This window comes from Brevibacterium siliguriense, from assembly GCF_900105315.1.
GTDB classification, from domain to species: domain Bacteria; phylum Actinomycetota; class Actinomycetes; order Actinomycetales; family Brevibacteriaceae; genus Brevibacterium; species Brevibacterium siliguriense.
Genome location: NZ_LT629766.1, coordinates 3,230,344 through 3,254,594 on the forward strand (window position 1 = coordinate 3,230,344; position 24,251 = coordinate 3,254,594).

General features: G+C 56.5%; 23 protein-coding genes. 9 read left to right on the forward strand and 14 right to left on the reverse strand.

The window, feature by feature from the left end; translation table 11 throughout:
* Positions 1 to 117: 117 nt before the first annotated feature.
* On the forward strand, positions 118 to 1,989 hold the full coding sequence (locus BLU88_RS14415) for an alkyl/aryl-sulfatase (RefSeq protein WP_092015356.1): 1,872 nt from the start codon (positions 118 to 120) through the stop codon (positions 1,987 to 1,989).
* A 158-nt stretch (positions 1,990 to 2,147) separates the two neighbouring features.
* Entirely contained in the window at positions 2,148 to 2,642 is a 495-nt protein-coding gene (locus tag BLU88_RS14420) for a DUF1269 domain-containing protein (RefSeq protein ID WP_092015359.1), read from the forward strand.
* An 810-nt stretch (positions 2,643 to 3,452) separates the two neighbouring features.
* Here the strand turns inward: BLU88_RS14420 and BLU88_RS19055 are convergent.
* The 3 genes from BLU88_RS19055 to BLU88_RS14435 are packed head-to-tail and all read right to left on the reverse strand — an operon-like array spanning position 3,453 to position 5,374.
* Entirely contained in the window at positions 3,453 to 3,806 is a 354-nt protein-coding gene (locus BLU88_RS19055; protein ID WP_331712441.1) for an SHOCT domain-containing protein, read from the reverse strand.
* Positions 3,784 to 4,215 (reverse strand): DUF6325 family protein, encoded by a 432-nt coding sequence (locus tag BLU88_RS14430; protein ID WP_092015365.1) that lies wholly within the window; start codon positions 4,213 to 4,215, stop codon positions 3,784 to 3,786. Before BLU88_RS14430 ends, BLU88_RS19055 begins: the two co-directional genes overlap by 23 nt.
* 22 nt (positions 4,216 to 4,237) lie before the next feature.
* Positions 4,238 to 5,374, reverse strand: coding sequence for an AI-2E family transporter (locus tag BLU88_RS14435; RefSeq protein WP_092015368.1), 1,137 nt, complete (start codon positions 5,372 to 5,374; stop codon positions 4,238 to 4,240).
* 202 nt (positions 5,375 to 5,576) lie between these two features.
* Here BLU88_RS14435 and BLU88_RS14440 point away from each other — a divergent pair, with 202 nt between their 5' ends.
* Together BLU88_RS14440 and BLU88_RS14445 are read left to right on the forward strand one after the other, a co-directional pair.
* The gene (locus BLU88_RS14440) at positions 5,577 to 5,963 is read left to right on the forward strand and encodes an SHOCT domain-containing protein (RefSeq protein WP_092015371.1); all 387 of its coding nucleotides are present in this window, start codon (positions 5,577 to 5,579) and stop codon (positions 5,961 to 5,963) included.
* 39 nt (positions 5,964 to 6,002) lie between these two features.
* Positions 6,003 to 6,425, forward strand: a complete 423-nt coding sequence (locus tag BLU88_RS14445; protein ID WP_157689135.1) for a DUF6325 family protein — start codon at positions 6,003 to 6,005, stop codon at positions 6,423 to 6,425.
* Between the two features lie 9 nt (positions 6,426 to 6,434).
* Here BLU88_RS14445 and BLU88_RS14450 read toward each other — a convergent pair whose 3' ends face one another.
* The 8 genes from BLU88_RS14450 to BLU88_RS14485 all read right to left on the reverse strand — a co-directional run bounded on the left by BLU88_RS14450 (position 6,435) and on the right by BLU88_RS14485 (position 15,611).
* Positions 6,435 to 8,909: a LuxR C-terminal-related transcriptional regulator gene (locus BLU88_RS14450; protein ID WP_157689137.1), complete on the reverse strand. Its 2,475-nt coding sequence runs from the start codon at positions 8,907 to 8,909 to the stop codon at positions 6,435 to 6,437.
* Between the two features lie 162 nt (positions 8,910 to 9,071).
* Positions 9,072 to 9,848 carry a mechanosensitive ion channel family protein gene (locus tag BLU88_RS14455; protein WP_167356898.1) on the reverse strand — a complete coding sequence of 259 codons (777 nt, stop codon included), beginning with the start codon at positions 9,846 to 9,848 and terminating at the stop codon, positions 9,072 to 9,074.
* A 153-nt stretch (positions 9,849 to 10,001) separates the two neighbouring features.
* Complete coding sequence (locus tag BLU88_RS14460; RefSeq protein WP_092015383.1) at positions 10,002 to 10,670, reverse strand: GAP family protein; 669 nt, start codon at positions 10,668 to 10,670, stop codon at positions 10,002 to 10,004.
* Positions 10,671 to 10,679: 9 nt separating this feature from the next.
* Positions 10,680 to 12,413, reverse strand: coding sequence for a SulP family inorganic anion transporter (locus BLU88_RS14465; RefSeq protein ID WP_231939445.1), 1,734 nt, complete (start codon positions 12,411 to 12,413; stop codon positions 10,680 to 10,682).
* Between the two features lie 93 nt (positions 12,414 to 12,506).
* Entirely contained in the window at positions 12,507 to 13,193 is a 687-nt protein-coding gene (locus tag BLU88_RS14470; protein ID WP_092015385.1) for a GAP family protein, read from the reverse strand.
* The gene (locus BLU88_RS14475; RefSeq protein WP_167356899.1) at positions 13,190 to 14,104 is read right to left on the reverse strand and encodes a hypothetical protein; all 915 of its coding nucleotides are present in this window, start codon (positions 14,102 to 14,104) and stop codon (positions 13,190 to 13,192) included. The genes BLU88_RS14470 and BLU88_RS14475 overlap by 4 nt, the downstream gene beginning before the upstream one ends.
* The gene (locus BLU88_RS14480) at positions 14,017 to 14,550 is read right to left on the reverse strand and encodes a hypothetical protein (RefSeq protein ID WP_092015391.1); all 534 of its coding nucleotides are present in this window, start codon (positions 14,548 to 14,550) and stop codon (positions 14,017 to 14,019) included. Before BLU88_RS14480 ends, BLU88_RS14475 begins: the two co-directional genes overlap by 88 nt.
* A complete protein-coding gene (locus BLU88_RS14485) occupies positions 14,547 to 15,611 on the reverse strand; it encodes an AI-2E family transporter (protein ID WP_092015394.1) in 1,065 nt (354 codons plus the stop codon). Before BLU88_RS14485 ends, BLU88_RS14480 begins: the two co-directional genes overlap by 4 nt.
* A 208-nt stretch (positions 15,612 to 15,819) precedes the next feature.
* On the opposite strand from BLU88_RS14485, the gene BLU88_RS14490 reads away from it, so the two are divergent.
* Positions 15,820 to 16,248 (forward strand): DUF7144 family membrane protein, encoded by a 429-nt coding sequence (locus BLU88_RS14490; RefSeq protein ID WP_157689145.1) that lies wholly within the window; start codon positions 15,820 to 15,822, stop codon positions 16,246 to 16,248.
* 302 nt (positions 16,249 to 16,550) lie between these two features.
* Here BLU88_RS14490 and BLU88_RS14495 read toward each other — a convergent pair whose 3' ends face one another.
* The 3 genes from BLU88_RS14495 to BLU88_RS14505 form a co-directional block, all read right to left on the reverse strand.
* Positions 16,551 to 16,916 (reverse strand): phage holin family protein, encoded by a 366-nt coding sequence (locus BLU88_RS14495; protein ID WP_231939446.1) that lies wholly within the window; start codon positions 16,914 to 16,916, stop codon positions 16,551 to 16,553.
* Between the two features lie 91 nt (positions 16,917 to 17,007).
* Positions 17,008 to 17,661 (reverse strand): HdeD family acid-resistance protein, encoded by a 654-nt coding sequence (locus BLU88_RS14500; RefSeq protein ID WP_092015406.1) that lies wholly within the window; start codon positions 17,659 to 17,661, stop codon positions 17,008 to 17,010.
* A gap of 117 nt (positions 17,662 to 17,778) precedes the next feature.
* Positions 17,779 to 18,948 (reverse strand): PucR family transcriptional regulator, encoded by a 1,170-nt coding sequence (locus BLU88_RS14505; protein ID WP_092015409.1) that lies wholly within the window; start codon positions 18,946 to 18,948, stop codon positions 17,779 to 17,781.
* Positions 18,949 to 19,121: 173 nt separating this feature from the next.
* Between BLU88_RS14505 and BLU88_RS14510 the strand changes: the two genes are divergently transcribed.
* The 4 genes from BLU88_RS14510 to BLU88_RS14525 all read left to right on the forward strand — a co-directional run bounded on the left by BLU88_RS14510 (position 19,122) and on the right by BLU88_RS14525 (position 23,970).
* Positions 19,122 to 20,900, forward strand: coding sequence for an aldehyde dehydrogenase family protein (locus BLU88_RS14510; RefSeq protein ID WP_092015413.1), 1,779 nt, complete (start codon positions 19,122 to 19,124; stop codon positions 20,898 to 20,900).
* A 48-nt stretch (positions 20,901 to 20,948) separates the two neighbouring features.
* A complete protein-coding gene (locus BLU88_RS14515; RefSeq protein WP_092015416.1) occupies positions 20,949 to 22,484 on the forward strand; it encodes a GMC family oxidoreductase in 1,536 nt (511 codons plus the stop codon).
* 541 nt (positions 22,485 to 23,025) lie between these two features.
* Positions 23,026 to 23,472 (forward strand): hypothetical protein, encoded by a 447-nt coding sequence (locus tag BLU88_RS14520; protein ID WP_092015423.1) that lies wholly within the window; start codon positions 23,026 to 23,028, stop codon positions 23,470 to 23,472.
* A 135-nt stretch (positions 23,473 to 23,607) separates the two neighbouring features.
* Positions 23,608 to 23,970, forward strand: coding sequence for a hypothetical protein (locus BLU88_RS14525; RefSeq protein ID WP_157689147.1), 363 nt, complete (start codon positions 23,608 to 23,610; stop codon positions 23,968 to 23,970).
* Positions 23,971 to 24,251 lie beyond the last annotated feature (281 nt).

The window sequence follows — 24,251 nt, forward strand, 5'->3', positions numbered from 1 at the left end:
GCGGCAACTTGGTCTCTGACTCAGGACCGCCTTGGTCACCTGAGACGGGCGACCTTCTGCATTGATCCAGCGCCGAGGAACAAGGATGGAGAAACCACGAGTGAAGGAGGAGCCATCATGCAGCAGAAGGAACCCAGTTCCGCGATCAGGGACGCTCAAGCCAGAATTGCGGCCAAGTTGCCATTCGACGATGTCCAAGACTTCGAAGATGCGGACCGCGGATTCCTTGGAACCCTAGCCGATCCAGTCATTCGCAACGACGAGGGCGACGTCGTCTGGGATGCCACGAGCTACGATTTCATTTCCGGCGAAGCCCCTGAGTCCGTGAATCCGAGCCTGTGGCGACAGTCGCAGTTGGTCGCCAAGCATGGCCTGTATGAAGTGGTGCCGGGCCTCTATCAGATTCGAGGACTCGATCTGTCGGTCATGTCGTTTGTCGAAACCGACTCGGGCGTCATCGTCATCGATCCACTGATATCGGTTGAAACAGCATCAGCAGCGATGAGGCTTTACCATCACCATCGCGGAGAGCGACAAGTGGTGGCAGTGATTCATACCCACAGTCACATCGACCACTTCGGCGGAGTGCTTGGAGTGGTCTCAAGCGACGACGTGGCTTCAGGCAAGGTCGAGATCGTCGCCCCAGAGGGATTCGTCGAACATGCGGTAGCAGAGAATGTCTACGCCGGAGTCGCCATGGGCCGACGCGCGGGCTACATGTACGGCGCGCGTCTCGAACGGGGCCCACGCGGCCAGGTCGGAGCCGGATTAGGACAGACAACCTCCACAGGCGCGGCGACGCTTCTACAACCCACTCTTGAGGTGACGACCACGGGTGAGAAGCACACCTTCGACGGAGTCGAGTTCGAGTTTCAGATGGCGCCCGGAACTGAAGCACCATCGGAGATGCACTTCTATATTCCGCGATACAAGGCCCTGTGCATGGCTGAGAATGCGACGCATACACTCCACAATCTGCTCACCTTGCGGGGCGCATTGGTCCGAGATCCGCATGTCTGGTCGCGCTATCTCACCGAAGCCATTGAACGATTTGCCGATCAAGCGGAAGTCGTGTTCGCGTCTCATCACTGGCCGACCTGGGGAAGCGACAACATCAGAAAGTTCCTCTCCACGCAACGCGATCTCTACGCGTACCTACACGATCAGACATTACGAATGATCAACCAAGGCATGACGGGCGCAGAGATCGCCGAAGAGATCACTATGCCTCCAGAATTGGAGAATGCGTGGAGTACCCATGGCTACTATGGGTCAGTCAGTCACAATGTGAAAGCGATCTATCAGCGCTACATGGGCTGGTTTGACGGAAACCCCGCACGACTCTGGCCACATCCGCCGGCCGAACTCGCCAAGCGCTACGTGCGCGCGATGGGGGGAATGGACGCCGTGGTCGCCCTTGCGGAGCAAGCTTACGATTCCGGGGATTTCCGATGGGCTGCGACCCTTCTCGATCACGCGGTCTTCGTAAGCCGTGACGATGCGAAGGCGCGCTCTCTCTATGCCGATACGCTTGAGCAACTCGGCTACGGGGCGGAGAACGGCACGTGGAGGAACTTCTTCCTTTCGGGGGCGACAGAACTGCGGCATGGGAATTTCGGTACACCGACAACGACGAACGCACCGTTGATCATGGCTCAGCTGACTCCCGAGCAGATCTTCGACGCTATCGCGATCACTGTCGACGGGCCCAAGGCCTGGGGAGTGAATGCGTCCTTTGACGTGACACTGACTGATCAGGATCGAAGCTTCCATATCACTTTGTCCAACGGCGTGCTCATCTACGTCGAACGTGCACCATCACAGGACTCACCGTTGCGGATCTCATTGGACAAGCCAGGGTTGCTCAAGCTGGCTGCCGGCGAGAGCGACTCGGTGGAGATTGCCTATGACGGCGATGTGAAAGAACTGAAGAAGGTCTTCAACGTATTGGCTCCAGGAGATCCAAACTTTGAAATCGTGTTGCCTTGAGGCCGCAACCTGGCCAGTCGAGCGGACCATGCCACATCGCCCACGCAGGGTGAGTAACGCGGTCTCCCTGAACATGGATCCGCATCATAGGTTTGGGGAGCCTTCCGGGAAGCGCCGACGCATCCCGGGGTATAAACAAGAATCGAAAGGATCGGAACATGTCTGAGCTCATCGTAATTTCATTCGACAACATTCAGAACGCAGAGGGCGCGTATGAAGAAATTCAGCGTCTCAACAACGATCTGGTCGTCGAGATCGAAGGCCTTGCACTAGTGACCGTTAACGAGAAAGGAAAGACGCACGTCCAGACACCGGACCAGGGCGCTTCAGTTGGCATAGGCACGGCCAACGGTGCTCTGTTTGGGACACTGCTCGGAATTCTCTGCTTCGTCCCTGTCGCCGGCTTTGTCCTCGGCGGGGCGCTTGGAGCCCTGTTCTCGGGCTTGGACAGAGCGGGAATCACTCACGAATTTCGGTCTCGAGTGAATGCAGCTGTCAAGGATGGCCGCCCAACGGTCGTCCTGTTCGCCACGAAGTTCACGGAAGACAAATTCGGTGAAGCAATTGCACCATTCCACGGAGAAGTCGACCAGACGTCACTGACGGATGACCAGGAGAAAGAACTCGCTCACGATCTTGCTGGAGAACGTTGATCTTTCACGATCCGCGGTGTGGAGCTCTTATTTATGAGACCACTTCACGCCGATCTGGAAGCACCCACAGCGCTCCACAATCGTTAGGTCGTGCTGAGCACCAGCGCTGGCTGGTACTCAGCACGACTTTTCGCTCATCAACTTCCACGACTGCCGACAGGCGACTGCTGATAGCGCATCGCTGCGTTTGTAGAGGCCTCTCTAGAACGGTCCCTATCGAACACACGCCGAATCACAATTCAGAACGGTCGCGCTCCTGAGCGACGAAGCCCCACCCGCTGAGCCGACACCGCAGATTCCCGGACGAACTGATCGCCGAGTCTCCCATTTTGTCCTTCCAAATTGGCTACCCAGCGGGCAGTGAGCTCAGCGCTACGATGGGCAGTGGGCGAGAAGTCCGCTGCAGAGACCCTGGTTGTTTCAAAGGGTCAAATGCCTAGAAGCCACAAACGACGACGGCCCCTCAACACTCAGCGGTGGATATAAGTGCCGTACGTTGCGGAGCTCGCCCGTTCCGAGTACGTGGAATGCACACGCCTCGCTGAATGACACACGACAAGATCGAAGGCCGCCCGAGTCACTCCAACCGAATCAGGTTGGCCCCAGATAGTTTCAATTGTCGCCCCGTCCAAGAAACATCGCCTGTCTCCCCAACTGCGACCAGCAGTCGTTCAAGAGCGCCCATCGAAACCGATGCCTAGGACGAACCGCCCGCCGCTGCTGCGGAATCACCAGCAACCTCCGTCCGTTTCTCTATCACGTCTGGCAGCTCTGCGGGGAGAGCAGAGCCGCCAGACTTGTTCTAATGGCTTACCCGAGTATGCGGGCTTTAGCCGCAGAGAACTCCTTGTCGGTGAGAGCGCCGGAGTCGTGAAGTGATGAGAGCTGTTGAATCTTTCCGATAACGCTATCGTCTGGCGTATGGGAGGAGACAGCGTCGGGGTTATTGATGCTCTGTTGAGCGTGATGTGCGGCTATCTCATATTGTTCTCGTTCATAGTCCGCTTGCGCTCTTCTCTGCCTGGCGTTGTTCATCGCTCCTGAAACGGCTCCCGCAGTTCCAGCAACAACGGCTGTACGTGCAGCGAGTCCGAGAAGTCCAGGGCGGCCGAATCGGCGAATCATTGGCATTTCTTCTTCCTCAACTTTCATCCATGAGTACATCGACCATTGCGTTCACGATCGGGGCTGGAATTCGTTCCGTGCGCAGTACGCGGCTCCCGGACTCGGCCAGTCGTTGGGACAGCTCGCGCTGATAAGTCAGTTCCAGAGCTATGACGAATGCCGTTCTTCCCAGTGGGATGTACTCGGCAAGCGCTGATACGTCTGCTTCTCCGGTCAGTCCAGGTTCAAGCGGCTCTGCGTCGGTGAGTCCAAGTTTCGTCATCTCATGTGCGGTCTCGATCGTGGTGAGTTCTCCGTCGTCGTCTCGTGACACGAGGAGGATATCGAGGACCCGTACGGTTCCAGATGCCACCATCTGTTTGAGAGCGGCGATAGTTTCGGACTCCGGTCGATTCCCGTCGAGCTCGACAAGGTACAGCTCGACGGGGCCGTAGCGGAATTCTGTCATGGTGTTTTCCTTTCCTGATCCTTCATGAGTACGTTTTGACCATCCATCGTCTCTTTGGGCTTTCTGTGGGTGACGATTTGGCGTCCTGGGCCGGGATCACGACTTTGCGCAGAATAATCAAGACGGATGCGGTAATCGGAATAGCGACGAGCGCACCCAGTAGTCCCATCAGCGTGGCTCCGGCGATTGCGCCGATGATGACGAGAACTCCAGGAACGGCTACCGCCCGGCCCATGATTTTGGGGGTCACGGCATAGGCTTCGATCTGAATGTAGATCAGATATGTCACCGCGAAGACGAGACATGCAGTGGGACTGACGACCAACGATGCCATTGAGCCGATGACGAGGAAAAGAAGAGATCCCATCAGCGGCACCAATGTGACGAAGAATGCGACGAGCATCATGAGGACGGCGATGGGTGAACCAAGCACTATATTGATCGCAAATACCACCAATGCGTTGATAGTTGAGAGAGTCACTCCTCCCGCCACTACTCCGCCGACTGACGCAGTGACCTCGTCAGTGAGGGCCGAGAACCTTGCACGCTTGTATTTCGGAAGCAGCGAGACGAGCGCTTGCTTGAAAGAATCGAGCGAGACCACGAAATACAAGGTCAAGACGATGACGATGACGGCGTTCGAAATCGCGCCGAGAGTGCTCAAACCAGCCTTCAGTACCCCACCTGAAACGGTCAAGAACGACGAAAGATCGAAGATCGAGGTCCAGATCCGGTTTGCCGTGTCGTCACTGTTACCGCCCACAGTCGTCTGTACTGCGCGAAACCACGAAGTTTGCGTGAACGACTCTATTGTTTCCGGTGCTGCGTCGATCAGATGTTTGATCTGTTGAACCGTGGCCGGCACGATGAAGATGAGGATCCCGGCAACCAACACCACGAACAAGAATGCAACCACACAGACACCCCACGCCCGGCTCAGGCCGAACCCTTGCAAACGGCGTACCACCGGGTCGAGGCCGAGACCGAGGAACAATGCTAATACCAGCAAGACGAGGACGGATGACAAAAGATACAAGACCGCCGTCAACGCAATCGCGAGTATCGCCCCAACAGCTACGGCGAACCCGGACGTCACAGGATGAACCAGAGCGCCCTGACGGCGTCTTCCGTTGGTTCGGCCTACTGGACTGCGTGACATGCTCGCAATCTACAGTCGCCAACCGCGATGACGGCAGCAGGTAGCCCGGAACGGATGATGCCGGGCAAAGGAAACAACGATCAAATTTGATCTCACCTTCTCTGGGCGATCAAGACGCAGTCGCCGATCTCCGCTCGATAATGTGATGAGCATTGCAGTAGGGCCAACAGGGTTTTGCTGAGCCGTTATAAGGAGTTAGGTGATGGAATTCTGGAGCAACTTCTGGTCAATCATCTGGTGGTTCATTCTCGCGTTTGTGTTCATCGCGTACTTGATGGCGCTCTTCAGCATCATCACCGACGTTTTCCGCGATCGCTCACTCAGCGGCTGGGACAAAGCACTCTGGATACTCTTTCTGTTGTTGGTGCCGTTCATCACGGCGCTCGTCTACCTGATCTTTCGTGGCAACAGCATGGCTGACCGCCGAGACGCGGACGCTCAACGTGCCGCGGAAGCCGCCAATGCCTATATCCGCCAAGCAGCCGGGAAGTCTCCTGCCGATGAAATCGAAAAGGCCACGGCGCTGCTGGAATCGGGCAGAATCACCTCCGAAGAGTTTCACCAGATCAAGGCGAAGGCTCTGGGATAACCCTCACCGTTCAGTCAGGGCGTGGTGAAAATGGCAGTGATGGAACCTCTCCGCCTTGGGCCTTCAGTAATCGTGATGGCCAGTGTGAGTTCGAGCTCCGTTGAGGGGGCCGTGCTCGAGGCCTTTGGAACTCCTATCGCTGAAGGCCATGTTCGACTGCTTGATCTCGTTTTCGTGGACGTGTTGCCTGACGGTGAATTGTGGTGTCAAGAAGCCTCATCGACAGCAGTTCGCCTAGCCGGGTTGTCTCCGTTGGTCCCCGGTCTGATCGGCATCGACGATGTTCGTCAACTTGCTGCGCGAGTTGCCGACAGTACTCATTTGATCGTTGCATTGTTCGAGCAGCCCTGGCTCACGAAACTCTCACAGGACAATTTCAACTCCGGTGGAGTCGTTGCGGCGGTCGAGCCGGTTCCTGCACCAGTCCTCAATGCTGTCCTGGATCTTCACAAAACTTCGTGAACGACAGCATCACAACTGCACTTGACGAACTTCCCGTCTGGACGTGACATCGAGCTTCTGATAGATCGAGCGCTGATGGCTCTTGATCGTGTTGATCGACAACTGCAGATCCTCCGCGATTTCGCTTAATGTCATTGCCGTCTGCATCAGAACGAATACATCGTGTTCGCGTTCAGACAGCCGGCTGCCTGATTGTTCATCTCGGTCGAACGCAAGGCAGTCCGCAATGAACGTCTCGTGAGTCGGATAGCGGAGTACGTGGGCTGCCAGCAACTGGCGGACAGAAAGATCACCGTCGCAGAAAGGCAATCGGATATTCTCCGCGGCTGCCACCTCGAGCGCGGCCTCACACCATTCGTGGGCGAGCTCGCATTTCCCATTCCCGGCCTGAAACAGAGCAAGTGATATTCGCGACGTCACTGAAAGATATGACGTCTCTTCGTATTCTGGCTGGCTGCGCAAGAGACGGATCGCTCCACTCAGATCGCCGCCACGGCGTAGAATCGCTGCCAAAAGAATGGTGACGAACGGAAACTCAGGCGTTCCTACATGAGACTGGGCGATGGCCATTGCACGTTTCCTGTGTCCCGCAGCTTCTTCGAGCATCGCAACGCCGCACTCCTTCAGCGCGCCCCACCGCACCTCTTGTCCCTTCTCAGTTGCTATGGAGTGGAGTTCGGACGCGGCGCGTCGGCAGTAGCGCGGATTGCGAGATGAGGCGGCAGCAGCCGCGAGCATCATACGAGCGGAGCTCCCAAAAGTCGTTCTTGCCTCGTCGGTTTTGATGACGCTGAGAAAAGATTCGTAGGCGGCATCTGCGTCTGCGGACCAATACTCTACCCACCCACACCCGAGTAGCAGTCCCCCACCGGCGTAAGAGTCCCAAGGGGTGACTGACGTCGGAACGTCTTGGTCTGCTTCGTCCGCAACCTGGAGGGCTTGCTGATGATGGCCTGCCCACGCGTGAGCCAGAACTAATTGCCCAAGTGCCTTTCGACGAAGCGGCTGGTTGTGACTCGCTTGAGCTTCCCGCGCTGCCATGGCCAAGTACTCTTCGATCAGATCAGGGTTCGAACGATGGCGTAGTTCAGTCCATCCCACTAAGTAGAGAAGAGAGGCACGATCGACCGTGGTCAGGGACTCCGAAGTCTCAAAGAGGTGCCGAATCTCGGCGCTCGACTGTGCGCTTGACTCTCTGCCGTCGAGCAAGAGAAGTCTGGCAAGCAGGAGCGTCTCATTGCTGCCCACTAAACTATGATCATATCGTAAGAGATTTGTCGCGCGTGCAAACAGGCTTCGAGACAGCGCGTGCTCGCCCATCACTTCGTGCGCGCATGCGCGGACCAATAGCACTCGGGGATCGTCGGAATGAGGGTTGGGGAACATGGCGCAGATTCTCTCGACCGCCGCAGCATCGTTGCCGACGATCAGGCCAAGCCAGTGGCGCAGAAGAATATCGGTTGCTCTCGATGCAGAGCCGGCAGACAGCGCGTGCTCCACTGCGTGCAGAGGTTGGTCGACTTCGAGGACTTCAGCTACCCGGAGATGCAATTCAGCCAACTTCACTGGATCAGTTCTCTGCAAAATCAGGCGACACTGGTGGGCGAACACAGTGTTCCAACGGTAGTAGACAGTAGATCCGCAATTTCGCTGGGTGAGGAAGAGCCCTCGCTGGGCGCACTCCGCTAGTGTGCGGCCAGCGTCAGGGCTGCCGGTGATCGCCTCAGCAATCTGTGACGTCAGCTCTTCGCACACGGTCATCTCTAAGAGATGCAGAGCAGTTTCTGATGACAATGTCGCCAACACATGACGTTCGATATAGTCGCCGAGCTGCTCACTGATCTCCACGTTCTGGATAGTGGCGCCCTCACCTGGAGGTGCACCAGTGAAAGCAAGTAGCCGAACAGCGATCGGCCAGCCCTGAGTGTGTGCGTATATTTCAGTCGGCGTCAACGTCGAACCCGACGTTGCGACGAGGTCTCGGATTTCAAGTTCGGTGAATTCCAGGGTTCTGGAGTCGATTTTGGTCTCTGGCTGGTAAAGAAGTAGTCGTGAGAACGCCAAATCCAAGTATGTCGTGCCGATGACAATCATGCGCAGTGCTTCGGGGGCATCCTCGATGAGTGCGCCGACGATGCCATCATTGATTGCCCCGAGCGCCTGATGCGCATCATCGATGATGAGAATCAGTGGTCGGCGGGTCGTTTCGAAGTACTGGTAGACCGCACGGTAGGCGCGGGCTGGATCACGGAGGTCAGAGTCGTTCAGGAAGGTATCGTGAGGAAAGTGGGTCTGTAATATTCGTAGCAAATGTCGGTCAAGAGATCTTACGTCGCTATCGAATCGCCCGAGTGTCAGCCAAATAGCGTCTGCGGAGTATTTTGAAGCCCAATGCTCTACCTCCGTTGTTTTCCCAAACCCGCTGGGAGCAGAGACTACCGTTACTCGGCTCGCATGAACGCAACTCTCGATGATTTCGGCCACTCGTTCTCGTCCCGAAACTCCACAATTTTCACCGGGTGCAGTTTGTTGCCCCCGACCTGCGTGAAGTGCATCGACGTTGAATGAAGCCACAATTTCACAATAACTGGCGCAACGGTTTTTGTGAATAGTTTGAGAGAAAGCAGGATACTTGCCGACCGAACTCTAAATTGCTTCAGGGGGAACCAGCGGCGGCTCTCCCGGCTCACTAGTGACTGTCGCCATGTAACCCTGTGAATCAAGCTCGGCAAAGACAGACTTCACGACCGCTGATTTAACAGTCACATCTTCGGTTGGGCGGTGCCAGAATTGTCCCTCAAGCGTCACCTTGCTCGGCGACATTGTCACGATAAGGATCCGAGATGGAGCCGTGGTGACAACTCCAGGAGCTGAATCAATGGCGGCTCCAATGGAACGAATCGTGGATTCGAGATAGTTCCGCGACACCTGCAAGCGGATCTGAACGCTGCTTCGCCGACAACCATGCCGGGAGTGATTCACAACAGAGTCGGAGAGAATCTTTGCATTCGGTACATGTATCGTCCGACCATCCCTGCTGAGGACGACGACTGCCCGTGCGTTGAGTTCAAGGACTCGGCCGACCACAGCACCTGCCGGACTGTCTATCTGCACTTCGTCACCAACATCGAGCGTGCGACGAGATTGGATGAGGACCCCAGCCGCGAAGTTCTCTGAAGCGCCTCGAAGAACAAGGATGAGAACGACGCCGACGACGATGACGACAGCAAGCAGCGGTTGGATGTCAGCTCCTAGAAGCGCCAAGGCGATTCCGACAGAGACAAGGATGATCGTGTATCCGGTCAGCCGTGCGATCACCGTCACCATCGTGGGCGTGATGCCGCTCAAACGTCGCAGTAATCGAGTGACTCCGCGGCGCGATAGTCGGGAAAGTATCCAACCGACAACAAGAACTACGATCATGAGAAGTATTCGTACCCACGTGATCGAGTCCGGAAGGAGCGATGTTAGATCCATGGTGGTTCCTCTTCGGGTGCAAGCCCGACGATATGCATGTCTAACTGACCTCCCAGTTGAGCCAATGAGATGTGATGAACAATCTGTTCTGTACCGGCCCTAGAGATACGCGAGGCCCCTGCCTAAGACGACTAGTCCAATGGTCGCCAATAGTACGGCCATAATCACTGCATTCTCACGGGCGAGCCAGTCACGTATTGCTTGGAGTCGAGGTGCCAAAAACTCCCTTGCTGTGAAGTAGCCAATGACCGGGACCACGACTGAGGACGCTGAAAGCACTGAGAATACGGCGATAGTGCCCACCTGCGACATCAGATCCAGGTCTTTCGTTCCTATTGAGACGCCTGCGCTGGCTGCCATGAGGAGATTCTCGGGGTTGAAAGCAGACAGAGCGACACCTAACAACACGGCTCCGCCCCAATGCATGCTCGTCACCTTTGCCAACCAACCAGGTAAGGAGCCGCTCTCGTTCTTGCTCGGCCTCAATCGCCATTGTCGAAGTGCTACCCCGACCAATGCGACTCCGAGGACAATATCGATGCCGCTTCGAACGAGTCCGGTGTCTGCTGGAAGCTCTGGAGCAACGGATGACAGAGAGCAGAATACAGTGACAACCGCTGAGACTCCGACGATCCATCCGAATGCGAAACCGATTCCCGCGCTTTTCGCTTGCGGAGACAAGAGAATGATGGCAACCGCCATGATCGGAATCGGACTGATCACAATTCCGAAGACCATCGGTAGCAGTGACCCTATGAGGGCAAACATCGTCGCAACTCACGCTAGGTCAGAGTTCGAAACCGAGGACACTGCAGCGCGGTTCGTGTCATAAACAGCATCGCTTCCACGCAGGATTCCCATGCGGCTTAGACGTGGTTTTGCATTGTCTCGAACTCGGCTGAAAGCCAGACGGAGATCATTCTGGTCAAGCCACTCACGCAGAGTTTCCATCGACTCTGCGGCCGTGACGTCGACGTCAGTAACTGCTTCCATGTCGATGACGACTGAATGCACGTGATCACCGTTCTGATTGGCCGCCGTGACCGCACCTTTTACTGCCTGGGAGAATTCATTGCTGTTGGCGAAGAAGATGGGGGCAGCCATCCGGATGACGATGACTCCTGGAGCGGTCACCTGTCCGCGCGGAGCCGATTCCAAGAGTGATTCACTCGGGTTGTCGTTGGCGGCCAGAACATCGATTGCCGGAGAAGCGCTACGTTTGGCGAGATTGATCAATGCCAAGACGAACGCGACCAGAATTCCTGGTATCGAGCCGATGAGCAGCGTCACGAGGAAACAGACCGCGCCGATGGTGAGTTCGAACCGGTCCTTCTTGGCGATAGACATGAAGTCCCGCACACCTAGCAAAGGAATGACTGCAACTCCCACGATCGCGCCGATTGTCGGTGAGGGAATCTCTGCCAGAAGCGAGGTGCCGAAAAGCAGGAGGAGAAGCGTCCCGACTGCGAGCACTATCGAGGGTAACTGAGTTCGAGAGCCGACTTGGTCCATTGCTGCGGTACGACTCGTCGACGACCCCATGACGAACGATCCACTCAATCCTGCTGCACAATTGCCGACGCCGAATGCTAGAAGGTCTCGGTCTGGTTGCGTCGGGTACCCGCGACGCTCCCCATACGACCTTGACACCAGTAGCCCTTCAGCAGCCGTGACCATCGTCAGCGCGATAGCCGACGGGACGAGCGCCAGCCAATCGAGCCACTCTAACTGTGGCCACGTTAAAGGCGGCGGCCCGGATGGAACAGGACCAAGGACCGACACTCCCACCCTGTCTGCGTGCGTGAGTGCGACGATGACGGTCGTGATGATCATAGCGATCAGTGCCCAGGGAACCTGAGGGAGGAGTTTACGCCCGCCGATCAGTACCAGCACAACTCCTACAGAGATCATCAGCGAGACGAGATTGGTTTCCGGCAATCCTGTGATCAACCCGGCGAGCTTCTCGACGAACTCGCCTCCAGAGTCAATTTTGATTCCGAGCATCTTGGCGCATTGCGACACAAGTATGTCAAGAGCAAGACCGCCGACGAAGCCGACCAGAATTGGTTTCGACAGAAAGTTTGCAAGAAATCCGAGTTTCAGAACCGACATGGCAATGAGCAAGACGCCACTGATGATGGCTTGAGCCAATGCCATGGCCGCATAGTTCTCGGAGCCCGCGACTGCGAGTCCGCCGATGCTGGATGCCACCAGTGCGGCAGCAGCGGCATCCGGAGACGCAACGAGCTGTCGGCTGGAGACGATTAAGGCATAGACAATAGTGGGGACGACGAGCGCGTACAGCCCTGCTGTTGCGGGCAGGCCCGCTATCTGGGAATAGCCGATGTTGAGAGGGATCGCAATCGCAATGAGCGTGATGCCCGCAGACAGTTCGCGAACGATGTTCTTTCTAGTGACTCCGACGAGTGGCGCTTGCACAGCTACGGTCTCCTGTACTGACAGTTGAACCCTGTCTTCAAACTCCACTATGCGCCCGAAATCGCCGTCCATGAGGTGTTTTCACCCGGAAAGGGTGGGAAGGAGCTCAGCCCGACCGCCACCGGAGACGGCAACAGGTACATGCACGACGGAGTCGTCGAGCAATCATCCGATGAGGCCACCGATGCCCTTGCCCAAATTGGATAGGGCAAGCAACGAGAGAACTACTAACATGATCGCCGTGTTGTGCTGTTCCATAAACCGCTTCAACTTCTGCAGGACAGGAGTCATGCGCTCTCCCACAAACAGATACGCGACCGCTGGACCAACGATGGAGATGCTTCCGATAGCGACAAAGACGATCAGGCTCGCGACTTCTTGCGTCGGGTGTAACGCTGCAGTCGCAATCGCCATCGCAGCCGTCACCGTCAGTGCCAGATTCTTTGGATTGACTCCTGAAAGCAATGCCCCAATCGACAACGCAAACAATGGTTTGGCAGTGTCGAGCTTGGTCATCCATCCTGGTTGTGTTGCAGGAGCATTTGCGTGTGGGCGTTTCCGCCACACATTGGCTGCCAACAAGGCGAAGACGACGCCAAGTGCCAGCTTGATCGCTGATGGGAATGACGATGCGGAGTCGTCGAAGACAACATCTCCGGACCCCACGACGACAAGAACAACAGTTGCCACGACGATGAGACCAAACACCCACCCTAGGGCAAATGCGGGCCCAGTGCGTCCGGCTTTCGTCGACATCAATATGAGGACTATTGCGATGATTGGCAATGGACTCAGTGCTACCCCGAGAGCCGTAGGGAGCACGTCTCCAAGAGCTGTCGCCAAAGATGTCATCTTGCGCCTCCTTTGATGTGTTCGCCACCACGGAACCAGTCTGACCTCTTGGATTGGCCAGATCTAGACGGGCCAGCGACGAACAGCTCGATTATTGTCAAACAAATCACCATGGCAATCGCAATCGCCAGCGCGCTAGCTCCAGACGGATGCGGAAGAATAATGTAGACCATGGCACAGGCGGCAATCACAGCCGTGCGAGCGAGCTTTCTGTAGCGAGTGATGAGCCTGGAAGCAGGGCCGCGAAACAGGCTGAATCGTTCGTGGGCGAGTACTATTGCTCGCCCAGCTCCTATTCTGATCGTCTTTCCAGCGCCGCGTTCAGCGCGGAGAAACGCTGCCACGGCAATGACGAGAGCGATGGCAGCAACAGCACGTAGTGAGGTTGTGAGGAACTGAGTGAATTGGTCGAAGACGACCGCTGCAGCTGCGTTGGGAAGCACATCACCAGGAACAGCTTGAAGATAGAACGGCCTGACGATGTTCAGCAGAATACCTAAGACAACCATCATCGCCGCGACGGCGATTCCGGTCCCGAGTATCGCAACTCGGCGACTTGGTGCCACCAAAATACCTCCACAAAGAAGGGCCAAGGCCAGCAGGGGCAGAATACGGGCACCAGTGTCGAGCAAATTGAACGCAGTCTGCGCTTTGTACAACGAAGCTGAGTGGAACACAACAAAACTGGCGTTGATCTCTGGGATCCGCTCGGCAATCTCGAATCCACGGTCGATCAGCAGGTTCTTTGCTGCGTCGACGAACCCCGCGATGTTGATGCTCACCTGGCCATCAGGAACATCAATATCCTCACTGTTCTCATTCGTCAGAAGCGCAACCGCTTGCTCATGGGCCTCTCGATTCGCCGCCACCCAGGCCTGTTCGAAACCTTCTGAGTCAACAATCTCCTCCACCGTTCCATGGACAAATTGTCAATGGCGTTAGCGACGGGCGCTTCCAACCCTGGTATCAACGGTGCCGCTTTGGGCGGTATGAAATCTTGCTGCGCCACGGCTCCAAGTGCTGAAGCGGCGAGCTCGTCAACCGACAACGACTCGATGATTACCTCAGCAACACGATCGGTGATCGCGGCCTTCACTGCGGGGCTGGAGCTCAACGGTGTCACGGTCTCCACGTAGCGGTCAGTGTCACCGACTACATCGTGTGCCCATATCGCCACCACAGAAATCGGCGCTAACACCGCGCCCATTGCAATGAGGATACCGGCGAAGATCAGGCGGGTCCTGCTCGATTCGGCAGCAGTCGTGCCGGTCGTGCTTGATGACCTCTGCGCTTCGAGTGCAGAACGTAAGGTTGCGACCTCGGTGCGCAGTCGGACGAGTTCTTCGTCATCGGTCATTTCTGGCCCCCTCCCGAATCGTCACTCGATATCAACCGTGAGATCCACGCTCGTTCGGGCACGACATCGATGAAGATCGCTCGGACGAGGAGCGTCAACGGCACTGCCAGCACCGCTCCGATACCGCCGAAGATCATTGCCCAGAAAACGAGCGAGAGGAACGCGACAGTGCCAGAGAGTCCGACTTGATTCCCAACAATCCGCGGTTGGATGAGTGTCTGGATGACGAAGTTCACCACTGAATACACGATCACCACTGTCAGCGCAGTGCCCGGCCCATGTTCCATGAGAGCGATCAAGGTTGGCGGAATGACGCCGATGATGAATCCGATGTTCGGAATGTAGTTGGTCAGGAACGCGAGCATCCCCCACATCCACGGGTCCGGAATGTCAAGGGCATAAAGCGCGGCAACATCGATGAGAGCGATGATCAAGCCGAACAGCGTCGACACTTGTGAATAGTCGCGGGCGCCTTTGGCAAAGATGGCAAATGCGCTTGCCATTCGGGAACCGCTTGCAGGCACCCATCGCAGCTTCTCGACGAACGACCCGGCGTCAAGAGCAACGAAGAACAGGAGGATCACAATGAACGTGGCACTGGATAGCATTCCCGCGGCACCACCGATGAGGCTGGTCGCAAATCCGATCCACTTACTGATGTCGATTGAACTCAGCGCAAACTCGATTGGTGTTGAACCAATTCCCGCCCGAGCGAGGGCATAGCCAGCTTCGTCAACAAGCTCCTGCAAGTAGGGCTTGTAGTCGCTCAGCACCGTGACGAAGTGCCCACCCGCGAGCACAATCATAAGAGTGAAGCCAGCCACAATGGAATAGAGCGCGATCAGTGTGAGCAAAGTGGCCAGCCACGCTGGAGCTTTCAGCGCGAGTGCCTTGGCTCGCAGCGGCTGGACGGCGATAACCAGGATAAGGGCCAGCAGGCCGGGAGCGATGATGTCGGCAAAGGTACGCAATCCCAATGCCGCGACAAAAATGCCGGCCACCGTGACGATGATTAAGGTTTCGCGCGGTAGAAGCCGGTTCCCTTTTCCGTGTCTGGGCATATCCACGTCCCCAGCCTATGCTTCTGCTTCTCGTCTGCGCCCGCTCCTCCGAGGAATTCACCTGTTAGGGGTGATCAGTCGAATCCGTCTAAATACAGGCGAGTAGGTTATCTAAACGCACCGATCGCGATTGGATATCCACAACATTGTCATTCGAAATTGAGATGCAGCGCCGACCGACTCGCCGCTGGCAGAAAGGCAGGAAGAAATGACTGAAAACAAGGAAACGCCAACTCGAAGGAACACTCGGCAGACGGCCGTGATCGGTTGGTCTCAAGGCGGGGTCGCATTAGCCGTCGTCATACAAGTCCTCGTCGGCATCATGCAAGGCATTCAAGGTCTCACGGCGCTGATTAATGACGAGTTGTTCCTCACATTGCCAAACTACATTTTCGCATTCGATTTCACTACTTGGGGTTGGATCCATCTCGTCCTGGCTGTCCTGTTGATTGTGACCGGCATCGGTTTGGCAAACGGAAGTCGCGTTGCCGCCGTGGTATCTCTGATCTTCTTGTGCCTAAGCGCAGGTGCCAACTTCTTCTTCCTCCCCCTTTACCCCCTCTGGGCGATCCTGATCATCGCTGTTGATGTTTTTGCAATGTGGTCGATCGCGAAATCAGGACTCATCGACCAATAGCTTCCATATTGGTTCGATGACGGTGCATTTGGGGCACCTGTGCTCAGCGAAGTCTCGGTTGCAGTCATGATTTGCGGTCCATGAATACATCCACGCCACGGTTCGTGGTATCGAATTTTGCTAGCACAGGTGATCGACCTTCATCGGGACTGTCCGTAGTCCACAACTTGATAGCTGAAGCCGTGCAGCGTTCTCGACTTTGCAATTGCCATCAATGGCTGAGCCCGACTGTTGTCGATCTTCTGCAATCACAGATCCCAAGCGCGCGGGTTTGAAGGTTTAGTGTCAAGGCATAAAGAGACTCACTTCTCGCGACGTGGAACTTTGCGGTGGTCCCACCATCGTTCCAATATGAAGTAGCCGAGAATCCAAGTCCCCAAAGCTGTGACCACCCAAACGAGCACCGTTGTTGAGATCCACGTGGAAACTCCGGAGATTCGCAACCCGCCAGGAAACAGCATGGCCACGGCCAAAGCAATCAACGTGGAGACCAAGCCGATTCCACCCAGAATTGCCGAAGCGTATTGCCGAGCAACATTGAACACGAACGGTCCCATGAGTGCTTGCACCACAGTGAAAACCACTACCGCGATGACGAACCCACTGAACTCCAGATCCACGCCGTCGATCAAAACACTCGCAAGTATAAAGGCAACCGCTGAAAGCACGAAAGATATTGCAGTGTGGATTGAAAACCGAATCATCGGTCACCCCTGGCGAAAATACAGTCGGCCGTACTGAAGACGTTGCTCGGGCAACTCATTGCACGCCCCTTTGCTTAGCCTGTGAGCGAACGGAAAATGCCGTTGTCACCATTATAAGCCCAAGAACTATGGCATACACTCCAACAATTAGCAAAAGGGCTACAACAGTAGCCGTCGGGTTGAAGAGCAAGGCGAACATCAGAGCCAGAGCGAAGACGATATCCACAACTGCCAGCACCTTCGACCACCGTCTTAACGACTGTGAGAACAGGCCGAGAATCCCACGGGTGAGTATCCCAAAAGCAACCATCCAAAGGATGACGCTCCCGGTGACAACTGTAAAAATGCTCGGCAGCAACACGATGACAACGCCGATGAGTGCGAAGGCGATACCCGACGCAAGTTCCCAGCCCCAACTGTCGCCGTTCTTTCGCGAAGTGATTGAGTTGAGTATCGTCAGAACACCGTCGCCGCACAGCCACGCGCCGATGCTGATTCCTAGGATCACGACGACTGCAGAGGGCGCAAGAATTAAAAGTAATCCTAGAACGACTGCGACAATTCCCCTGATGATGAGCACCCAGAAAGTCCCTCTGCTGAAGTCTTTCAAGCCCCACTCCCCCGTTGATGACGGAGCTTCAGGGATGCGGTCGTACTGTTCACTATTCGCCTTCGGATTGGTTGGCTCAGACGCGGGTGAAGTCGACATTGATTCTCCTCGCTAGGAATAGTTAGTTCTTCCATCCTACTGACAACTAGTATTGCAGACAGTCACATTTGCATCACAAGACGTGTTTATCTATTGTGCAGGGCCTTCTGTTCTTCGTTAACGGACAGAGATTCTTGAAATATTGGAGTGATCCAAAAGCCGGAGTGTCCGCACCCCCATCGTGAGCACGGTGAGGTCAGAGGGGTTGGCGAGCGACCGGGATGTTAGCGTCTCCAGTTTGCGAAGACGATAGTTGACTGTATTACGGTGACAATGGAGTTCCGCGCTTGTCGCTGTAAGTGAACCTCCGCATTCGACCCAGGCTTCAAATGTGCCGACGAGCATGTCGCGATTCGATTGTGGCAGGGCGATGATCTCTGCCAAGGTTCTTATAGCTAGGTGGTGGGCTTCTGCTGGCTGAGAGGCAATGAGCGCGTCCAGAGGCGATTGTCCGTAGTGGTGGATGCCCTCAGCTTGCCCGTTCAGACAGTTCAGGGCGACTCGAGCTTGGCGCTCGGCCTCGGCCGCGTCACCTAACGAATTGAATTCCTCGCTGACTCCCGCTTTTGCACCGTCTAGGGTGGCATAGAACTCCGCGCTGTTACTACTGAGTGCGAGCAGGCACACCCGATTGCCATTGAGCTCTGCCCAGTGCGTGCGTGCTCCAATAATTTCGACGTCAGAATCATGCTCGCTCGTCACAATGACGTAGTACCGCATATTCGCGTCCAACTCGAGCAACCGGGCCGCAGTCTCTCGTCGCTCGAGAGTCAGCGACGGCGACAACAGGTCAACTACGGCAGACATACGAGACTGTTCGGCCAACCGGTCTCGGGCACCAGTGACCTCACGATGGGTTTCAGCAGCCGCGGTGGAAAGCCCGTCGACAGCCACCCACAGCTTGGCTCCCAGAAAAAACAGCCGATCCTGAGAAGTGGTCTCCGCGTTCGAGGCCGCCAGCTCTCGCCACAACCGGAGACCGGCCAATCGGTATGCATGGAGAACGCCTGCGAGTTCCACCCCATGTTCAGCTTTCATGCGTCCGGCATGATGCGCCGGATTGAGGTCGAGGTCTCCTCCACTCAACGAGGCCAAGAGCGAGCGAAGATTCTGCGCGACGATGTCAATCAAAGCTTGCAGTGGGATATGTTTCTCGGCATAAGCATGCTCTCCAGTGACGATGTCATCAACGATCGCACGGGCGAGGCATTCAATGTCCACGCCCAACTCGCAGTGAGTATCGGCCAAGGCAGAATTGGAGCCGCTGTGCTCGTCGTTGATCGTCATAGTGTCAGATTAGACGTCTTTGTGCTCGCGCACAATCATTTCGTTCAAGTTCTAGATTCACGCCCATAGGGCAAACACCCAGAGCGCGGATACGATTGCCTCACGAACAGAACTGAAACGCTCAGGTCGGGACCAGTCCTGTGAGCGACCTGGCTCGACGAGGAGCATGAGCAATGACCACTGATTACACTGCGCAAGCGCGTACCGAGGCTGGCCCTCCCTCCTACCCTCTGGATGCGGACCGTCTGGATGATGCGATTTCCTCCTTGGAGTCGGGAGTGAAGGCCTGGGCAGACATGCCGTTGCACCGACGTGCTCGACTCCTCGAACGCACGCACGAGTCGATTGCAGACAATGTGGTTCGGTGGACTCGTACCGCATCGGATCTCAAGAAGCTTCCAACTAGCTCACAGCTCGTCGGCGAGGAATGGATGTCTGGTCCCTACGCCGCATTGTCTGGATTCTATGTCGTCGCCAAGTCCCTGCATAAGCTTGCGTCGGGACATTCAACGGTCGAGGGACTTCAGACCTCTACGACACCGGAGGGGCGTCTGACATGGAAAGTACTACCCATCGGCCTTCAGGAAGCAGTTCTTTTTCACGGTTTCTCTGCAAAGGTTTGGACACTGCCCGGTGTGACTGCCGACGAAATCCATGCTGGTGCGGGCCTTGGTGCCACAGAATTGGGCACTGTCGGTGGAGTGTCCCTCATCCTCGGCGCCGGCAATATCACGTCGATCGGCCCATTGGATGCACTGACTGAACTCGTCGCTCACAACAGGGCGAGTATCCTCAAAATCAATCCCACACTGGCTCCACTCCTGTCAGTATATCGTGAAGCACTGCAACCGCTGATCGACGCCGACCTTCTGCGAATCGTCCAAGGCGGGACCGCAGTCGGAGAATACCTAAGTAACCATCCACATATCACTCATGTTCACATCACCGGAAGCGCGGCCACTCATGATCGGATCGTGTGGGGCAACGACAACACTCACTCCGGTGAGCCGGTTCTCAAGAAACCCATCACAAGTGAACTTGGAGGAGTATCGCCTGTCATCGTGGTCCCTGGAGAATGGTCGAAAGCAGACCTGAGATTCCAAGCAGAGAACATCGCTTCTATGCGCCTGCACAACGCCGGCCACAATTGCATTGCTGCGCAAACGGTCATCATCGATGCGAAATGGAGCCAACGTGAAGAGTTCCTCCGTGAACTGGCATTCGCATTGGAAGACATCGATCATAGAGACCCTTGGTATCCCGGCAGTCGAGACAAACTACGACAAGCAGCTGCCGAACATAGTCAGGCCGAGGCATTCTCTCACGGGCAACGACTTCTGATCACCCTCGATTCTGACCAGCACGAGGCGGTCGAGACCACCGAATACTTCACCGCTGTGCTTGGTGTCAAGCCTATTACGGTTGACTCTCCAGTGGGTGGAATACCTAAATCCGTTGCTTCGATCGAGCACGTCGCAGCATTCCTCGGCCTCGCCGTTGACTATGCCAATAACAGACTTGCGGGTACTCTCGGAGCAAATGTCATAGTCTCCCCCGCTACCCGCAGATCGCTGGGGCCACGATTCGATGCCGCGATCGAACGGTTGCACTTTGGCTCGATCGGGATCAATGTGTGGACCGGTTTAGCATTTCTTACTGCGACGGCCACGTGGGGCGCTTTCCCCGGACACACACTCCACAACGTGCAGAGTGGGATCGGCGTCGTCCATAACGGTCTACTTATTCCGCACTCCGAACGCACAGTTGTCTCTGGTCCCTTCCGGCCCTTCCCACGCTCGATACTCGGCGGAGAGTTCTCGCTGTTTCCCAAACCGCCATGGTTCGTCACAGCCCGCAGCGCGGCACGCACCGGACGCGCGCTCACAGAATTTGCTGCCAACCCCTGCTGGGCCAAGCTTCCCGGCATCTTCTACCACGCCTTCCAAGCCTGACTACTTATCACGACTGCTACCACCTAGCATGGGTAAAGGAGGATCACTATGCGTGATCAATTCGACTACATTATCGTTGGCGCCGGTTCGTCTGGAGCCGTGATCGCATCACGCCTATCCGAGGACCCCAACGTCTCAGTACTTCTCCTCGAAGCCGGTCCTACCGACACGGATTCAAAAATCTCCATCCCTGCCGCGTTCTCTCAACTGTTCAAATCTCCGTTTGATTGGAACTACGAGACAACACCACAGCCGGGCCTCGACGGCCGTACCGTGTACTGGCCCCGCGGCAAGGTTCTAGGCGGCTCGTCATCACTCAACGCCATGATGTGGGTGCCAGGATTCGCCGCTGACTACGAAAATTGGGGCAAACTCGCCGGGCCCGAATGGGATTGGGACGAACTAGCACCAATCCTCGATACCACGGAGATCAGTGTCGAAACCCAACGCGACCCACGCCCACTGACGACCACGTTTCTCACGGCAATAACGGAGGCAGGACACAGCATTGAGGAAGCAAACTCTGTCCAACCCAAAGGCTTCACACAAACCCAAGTGACGCAATATAACGGGGCCCGTCACAACACATCACAGGCCTACTTGAAACCAGCCAAACGGCGCCCGAACCTCATCGTGCGCACCGAAGCACTGGTGGAGAAAGTACTCTTCGACGAGCACACGGCGACAGGAGTGTCCTACCTCGTCGACGGTGCGCGTTTCGAGACACACGCCAGGCGGGAAATCGTTCTCAGCGCCGGTGCCGTCAATACCCCGCAACTACTTATGCTCTCAGGAATTGGCGATCCGGCACTTCTAGGAGCTCATGGAATTCCGGTGCGCGTTGATGCCCCCGAGGTAGGGAAGAACATGAGAGACCATCTCGTCAGCCTCTCCTGTCTCGAAGTCGATGGTGGCACTCTGAAGGATGCGACAAAGCTTCGCAACGTATTCACCTACCTCACTCGGCGAAAGGGAATGCTGACATCTAACGTCGCCGAGGCCTATGGGTTCGTGCGCACGGAAGACTCGCTCGATCTTCCAGATGTCGAAATAATCTTCGCGCCAGTCGCCTACGTGCAAGAAGGGCTCAACGGTATTCCTGGACACGGGATATCCATGGGACCGATCCTCCTTCAACCACAAAGCCGAGGAAGCATCACCTTGGTCTCGGCAGATCCTGGCGAAAAGGTCATCATCGACGCTGGCTACCTCTCTGACCCAGAGGGAGCAGATCGGGCGACGATGTTACGAGCGTTGCGGATGACCCACGACATCATTTCCACACCGGCGATAGCCGCGGTGACAAACGGCCGCTATCTAGCACCGCTCGGGGCCGAAAGCCTACCGTTGGAAGAACGATTGACCGCTACTCTCGAGAAGACTTCGCACACTCTTTATCATCCAACTTCTACAGCCAGAATGGGCACCGACGAGTCCTCAGTCGTCGACCCAATGTTGCGAGTTCGCGGCGTCAATAGGCTACGCGTCGCAGACGCTTCAGTTATGCCGGAGATCATCCGTGGTCACACCCACGCGCCCTCGGTTATCATCGGTGAAAAGGCTGCACGACTCCTGCAAATGTAGGATCATGCACCGGTTGTCATAAGCGTCTGAATCGAAGTTTGCGCAGAACTAGTGCTTTCCGTCCGATGATTGACGTTTCACGCGGAAAATTCGGCTCCGGTGAAGGGCTTTAGATAGATTCTTCAGGTGCATGAGACGCCGCATCAGGCGAACAGTAATGGCCGCAAGAGGTGCGCGGATAGGCGGGGTGTGTACGTATCCTGCACCCAGTGTGTCGTAAAAGACTGACACGGAGAAGTGTCAGCTTCGATGGAAGTGCAAACATCACAATCGAAGACATAAGGCCAGACCTCTCTGGTTCAAACGCAAGTGTGGAGTATTCGCTCAGTTCTCGAACAGCACAACGTCAACACAGGCGAAAATTCAATTCAACTCGCCCCACACTTACCTATCTATTCAGTGGAACCCCACGGAAACTCCCGAAAACTATGACTCCACATCAATTCAAAGTGAACGAGAGACCCACCGGAAACCACAGATCACGCCGCGTCAAGTGCCGATCGAGATCGCCGATTTCCGACGATTGCGGCATGATCGTCCTATGCCGTTCCTTCTTCTCAGCCCCAGTCAGGCACCGCAGCCGATCGCCTCCGTCGACGATGATCTCGTCCGTACGCAGCACGGTCCCGCCGTTATCATCACCGCCACCGAGGCGGCGGCCTCCCTTACTTCGACAGACGACTCCACCGCGACCGGCTTTCCGCCGGAGGGTCGCCCGGTTGCATTCCGGGAGGCCGGTGGAGACTGGACCGAGGTCGGCTTCGAAGTCGCCGATCACTGGATGCAGATGGGCCCGGGCCTACACATCCGCCTCGCAGAGGATCATCTTGCGACGTTCGACGTCGCCGAGTTCAAACAGGCAACGAACGGCGGCAGCGCCTCGATCATCACGAACAACTGGGTCTACTCCGGCCAGCCCCGGATCTATCGTGTCGCCGGACAGCTGCGTGATTTCGTCACTGTGCTCGGACAGCTCTCCCGTCCCTGATCTGCCGCGCTCGGTGTGCTGCCTTCGTTGCCTTCCCGGGCCGGGCGTTACGACTTTGATAGTAGGCACCCTACACCGATGACCCGCATCGGACCGATCATCCCTCGGCCCCTTGCGTCCAAGGACGGACAGCACATGGCACTTCAGAGATCGACCCCGACTCCCCTGAACCGACGGACAGTGCTCGTCGGAGGTTCGGCGGTCACTCTCGTCGGCGTCGCTGGCTGCGCCTCCGCCGACGCCACACGGTCCTCCGGGACCGTCGATTCCACACCGACCGCAGACGAACAACGGGCCCGCCCACTTAAGGTCGACCGGACACAAGCACACCAGAAAGTCACGGTCAACTCCCTGACACCGCTCGACGATCACCCGCTGTACTCACCGACCAGGGACGGCGAACCGGCCGCAATCACTCCGCCCGACGACGCCGAAGCCAGCGGGCATCTGACCGGAATCGCCTGCACCGTCTTCACCGCCTCCTCACCGCACGGATAGCCACTCGTGTCACGGAACTTCGACTGTGACCCGTGTCCCGCCTCGATGATGGAATCGAGGTTGAGCACCGGCCGACAGACTCCGGCGGTGACGGACCTCCGATATTCGGGATTCAAATCGGAATCCGACCTCGGGGATCCGAGTAAGGCTGCGGGCCTCGTCCAGGCGGAAGCCTATGCCTTCGACGGGATCAATGATGCAGGTGTCTTCATCGGCCTCGCCGCCGGCGAGCAAGCCGAACAGAGCAAGACGTCCGGGCGGAAGTGGATCGGCGGCCTGGG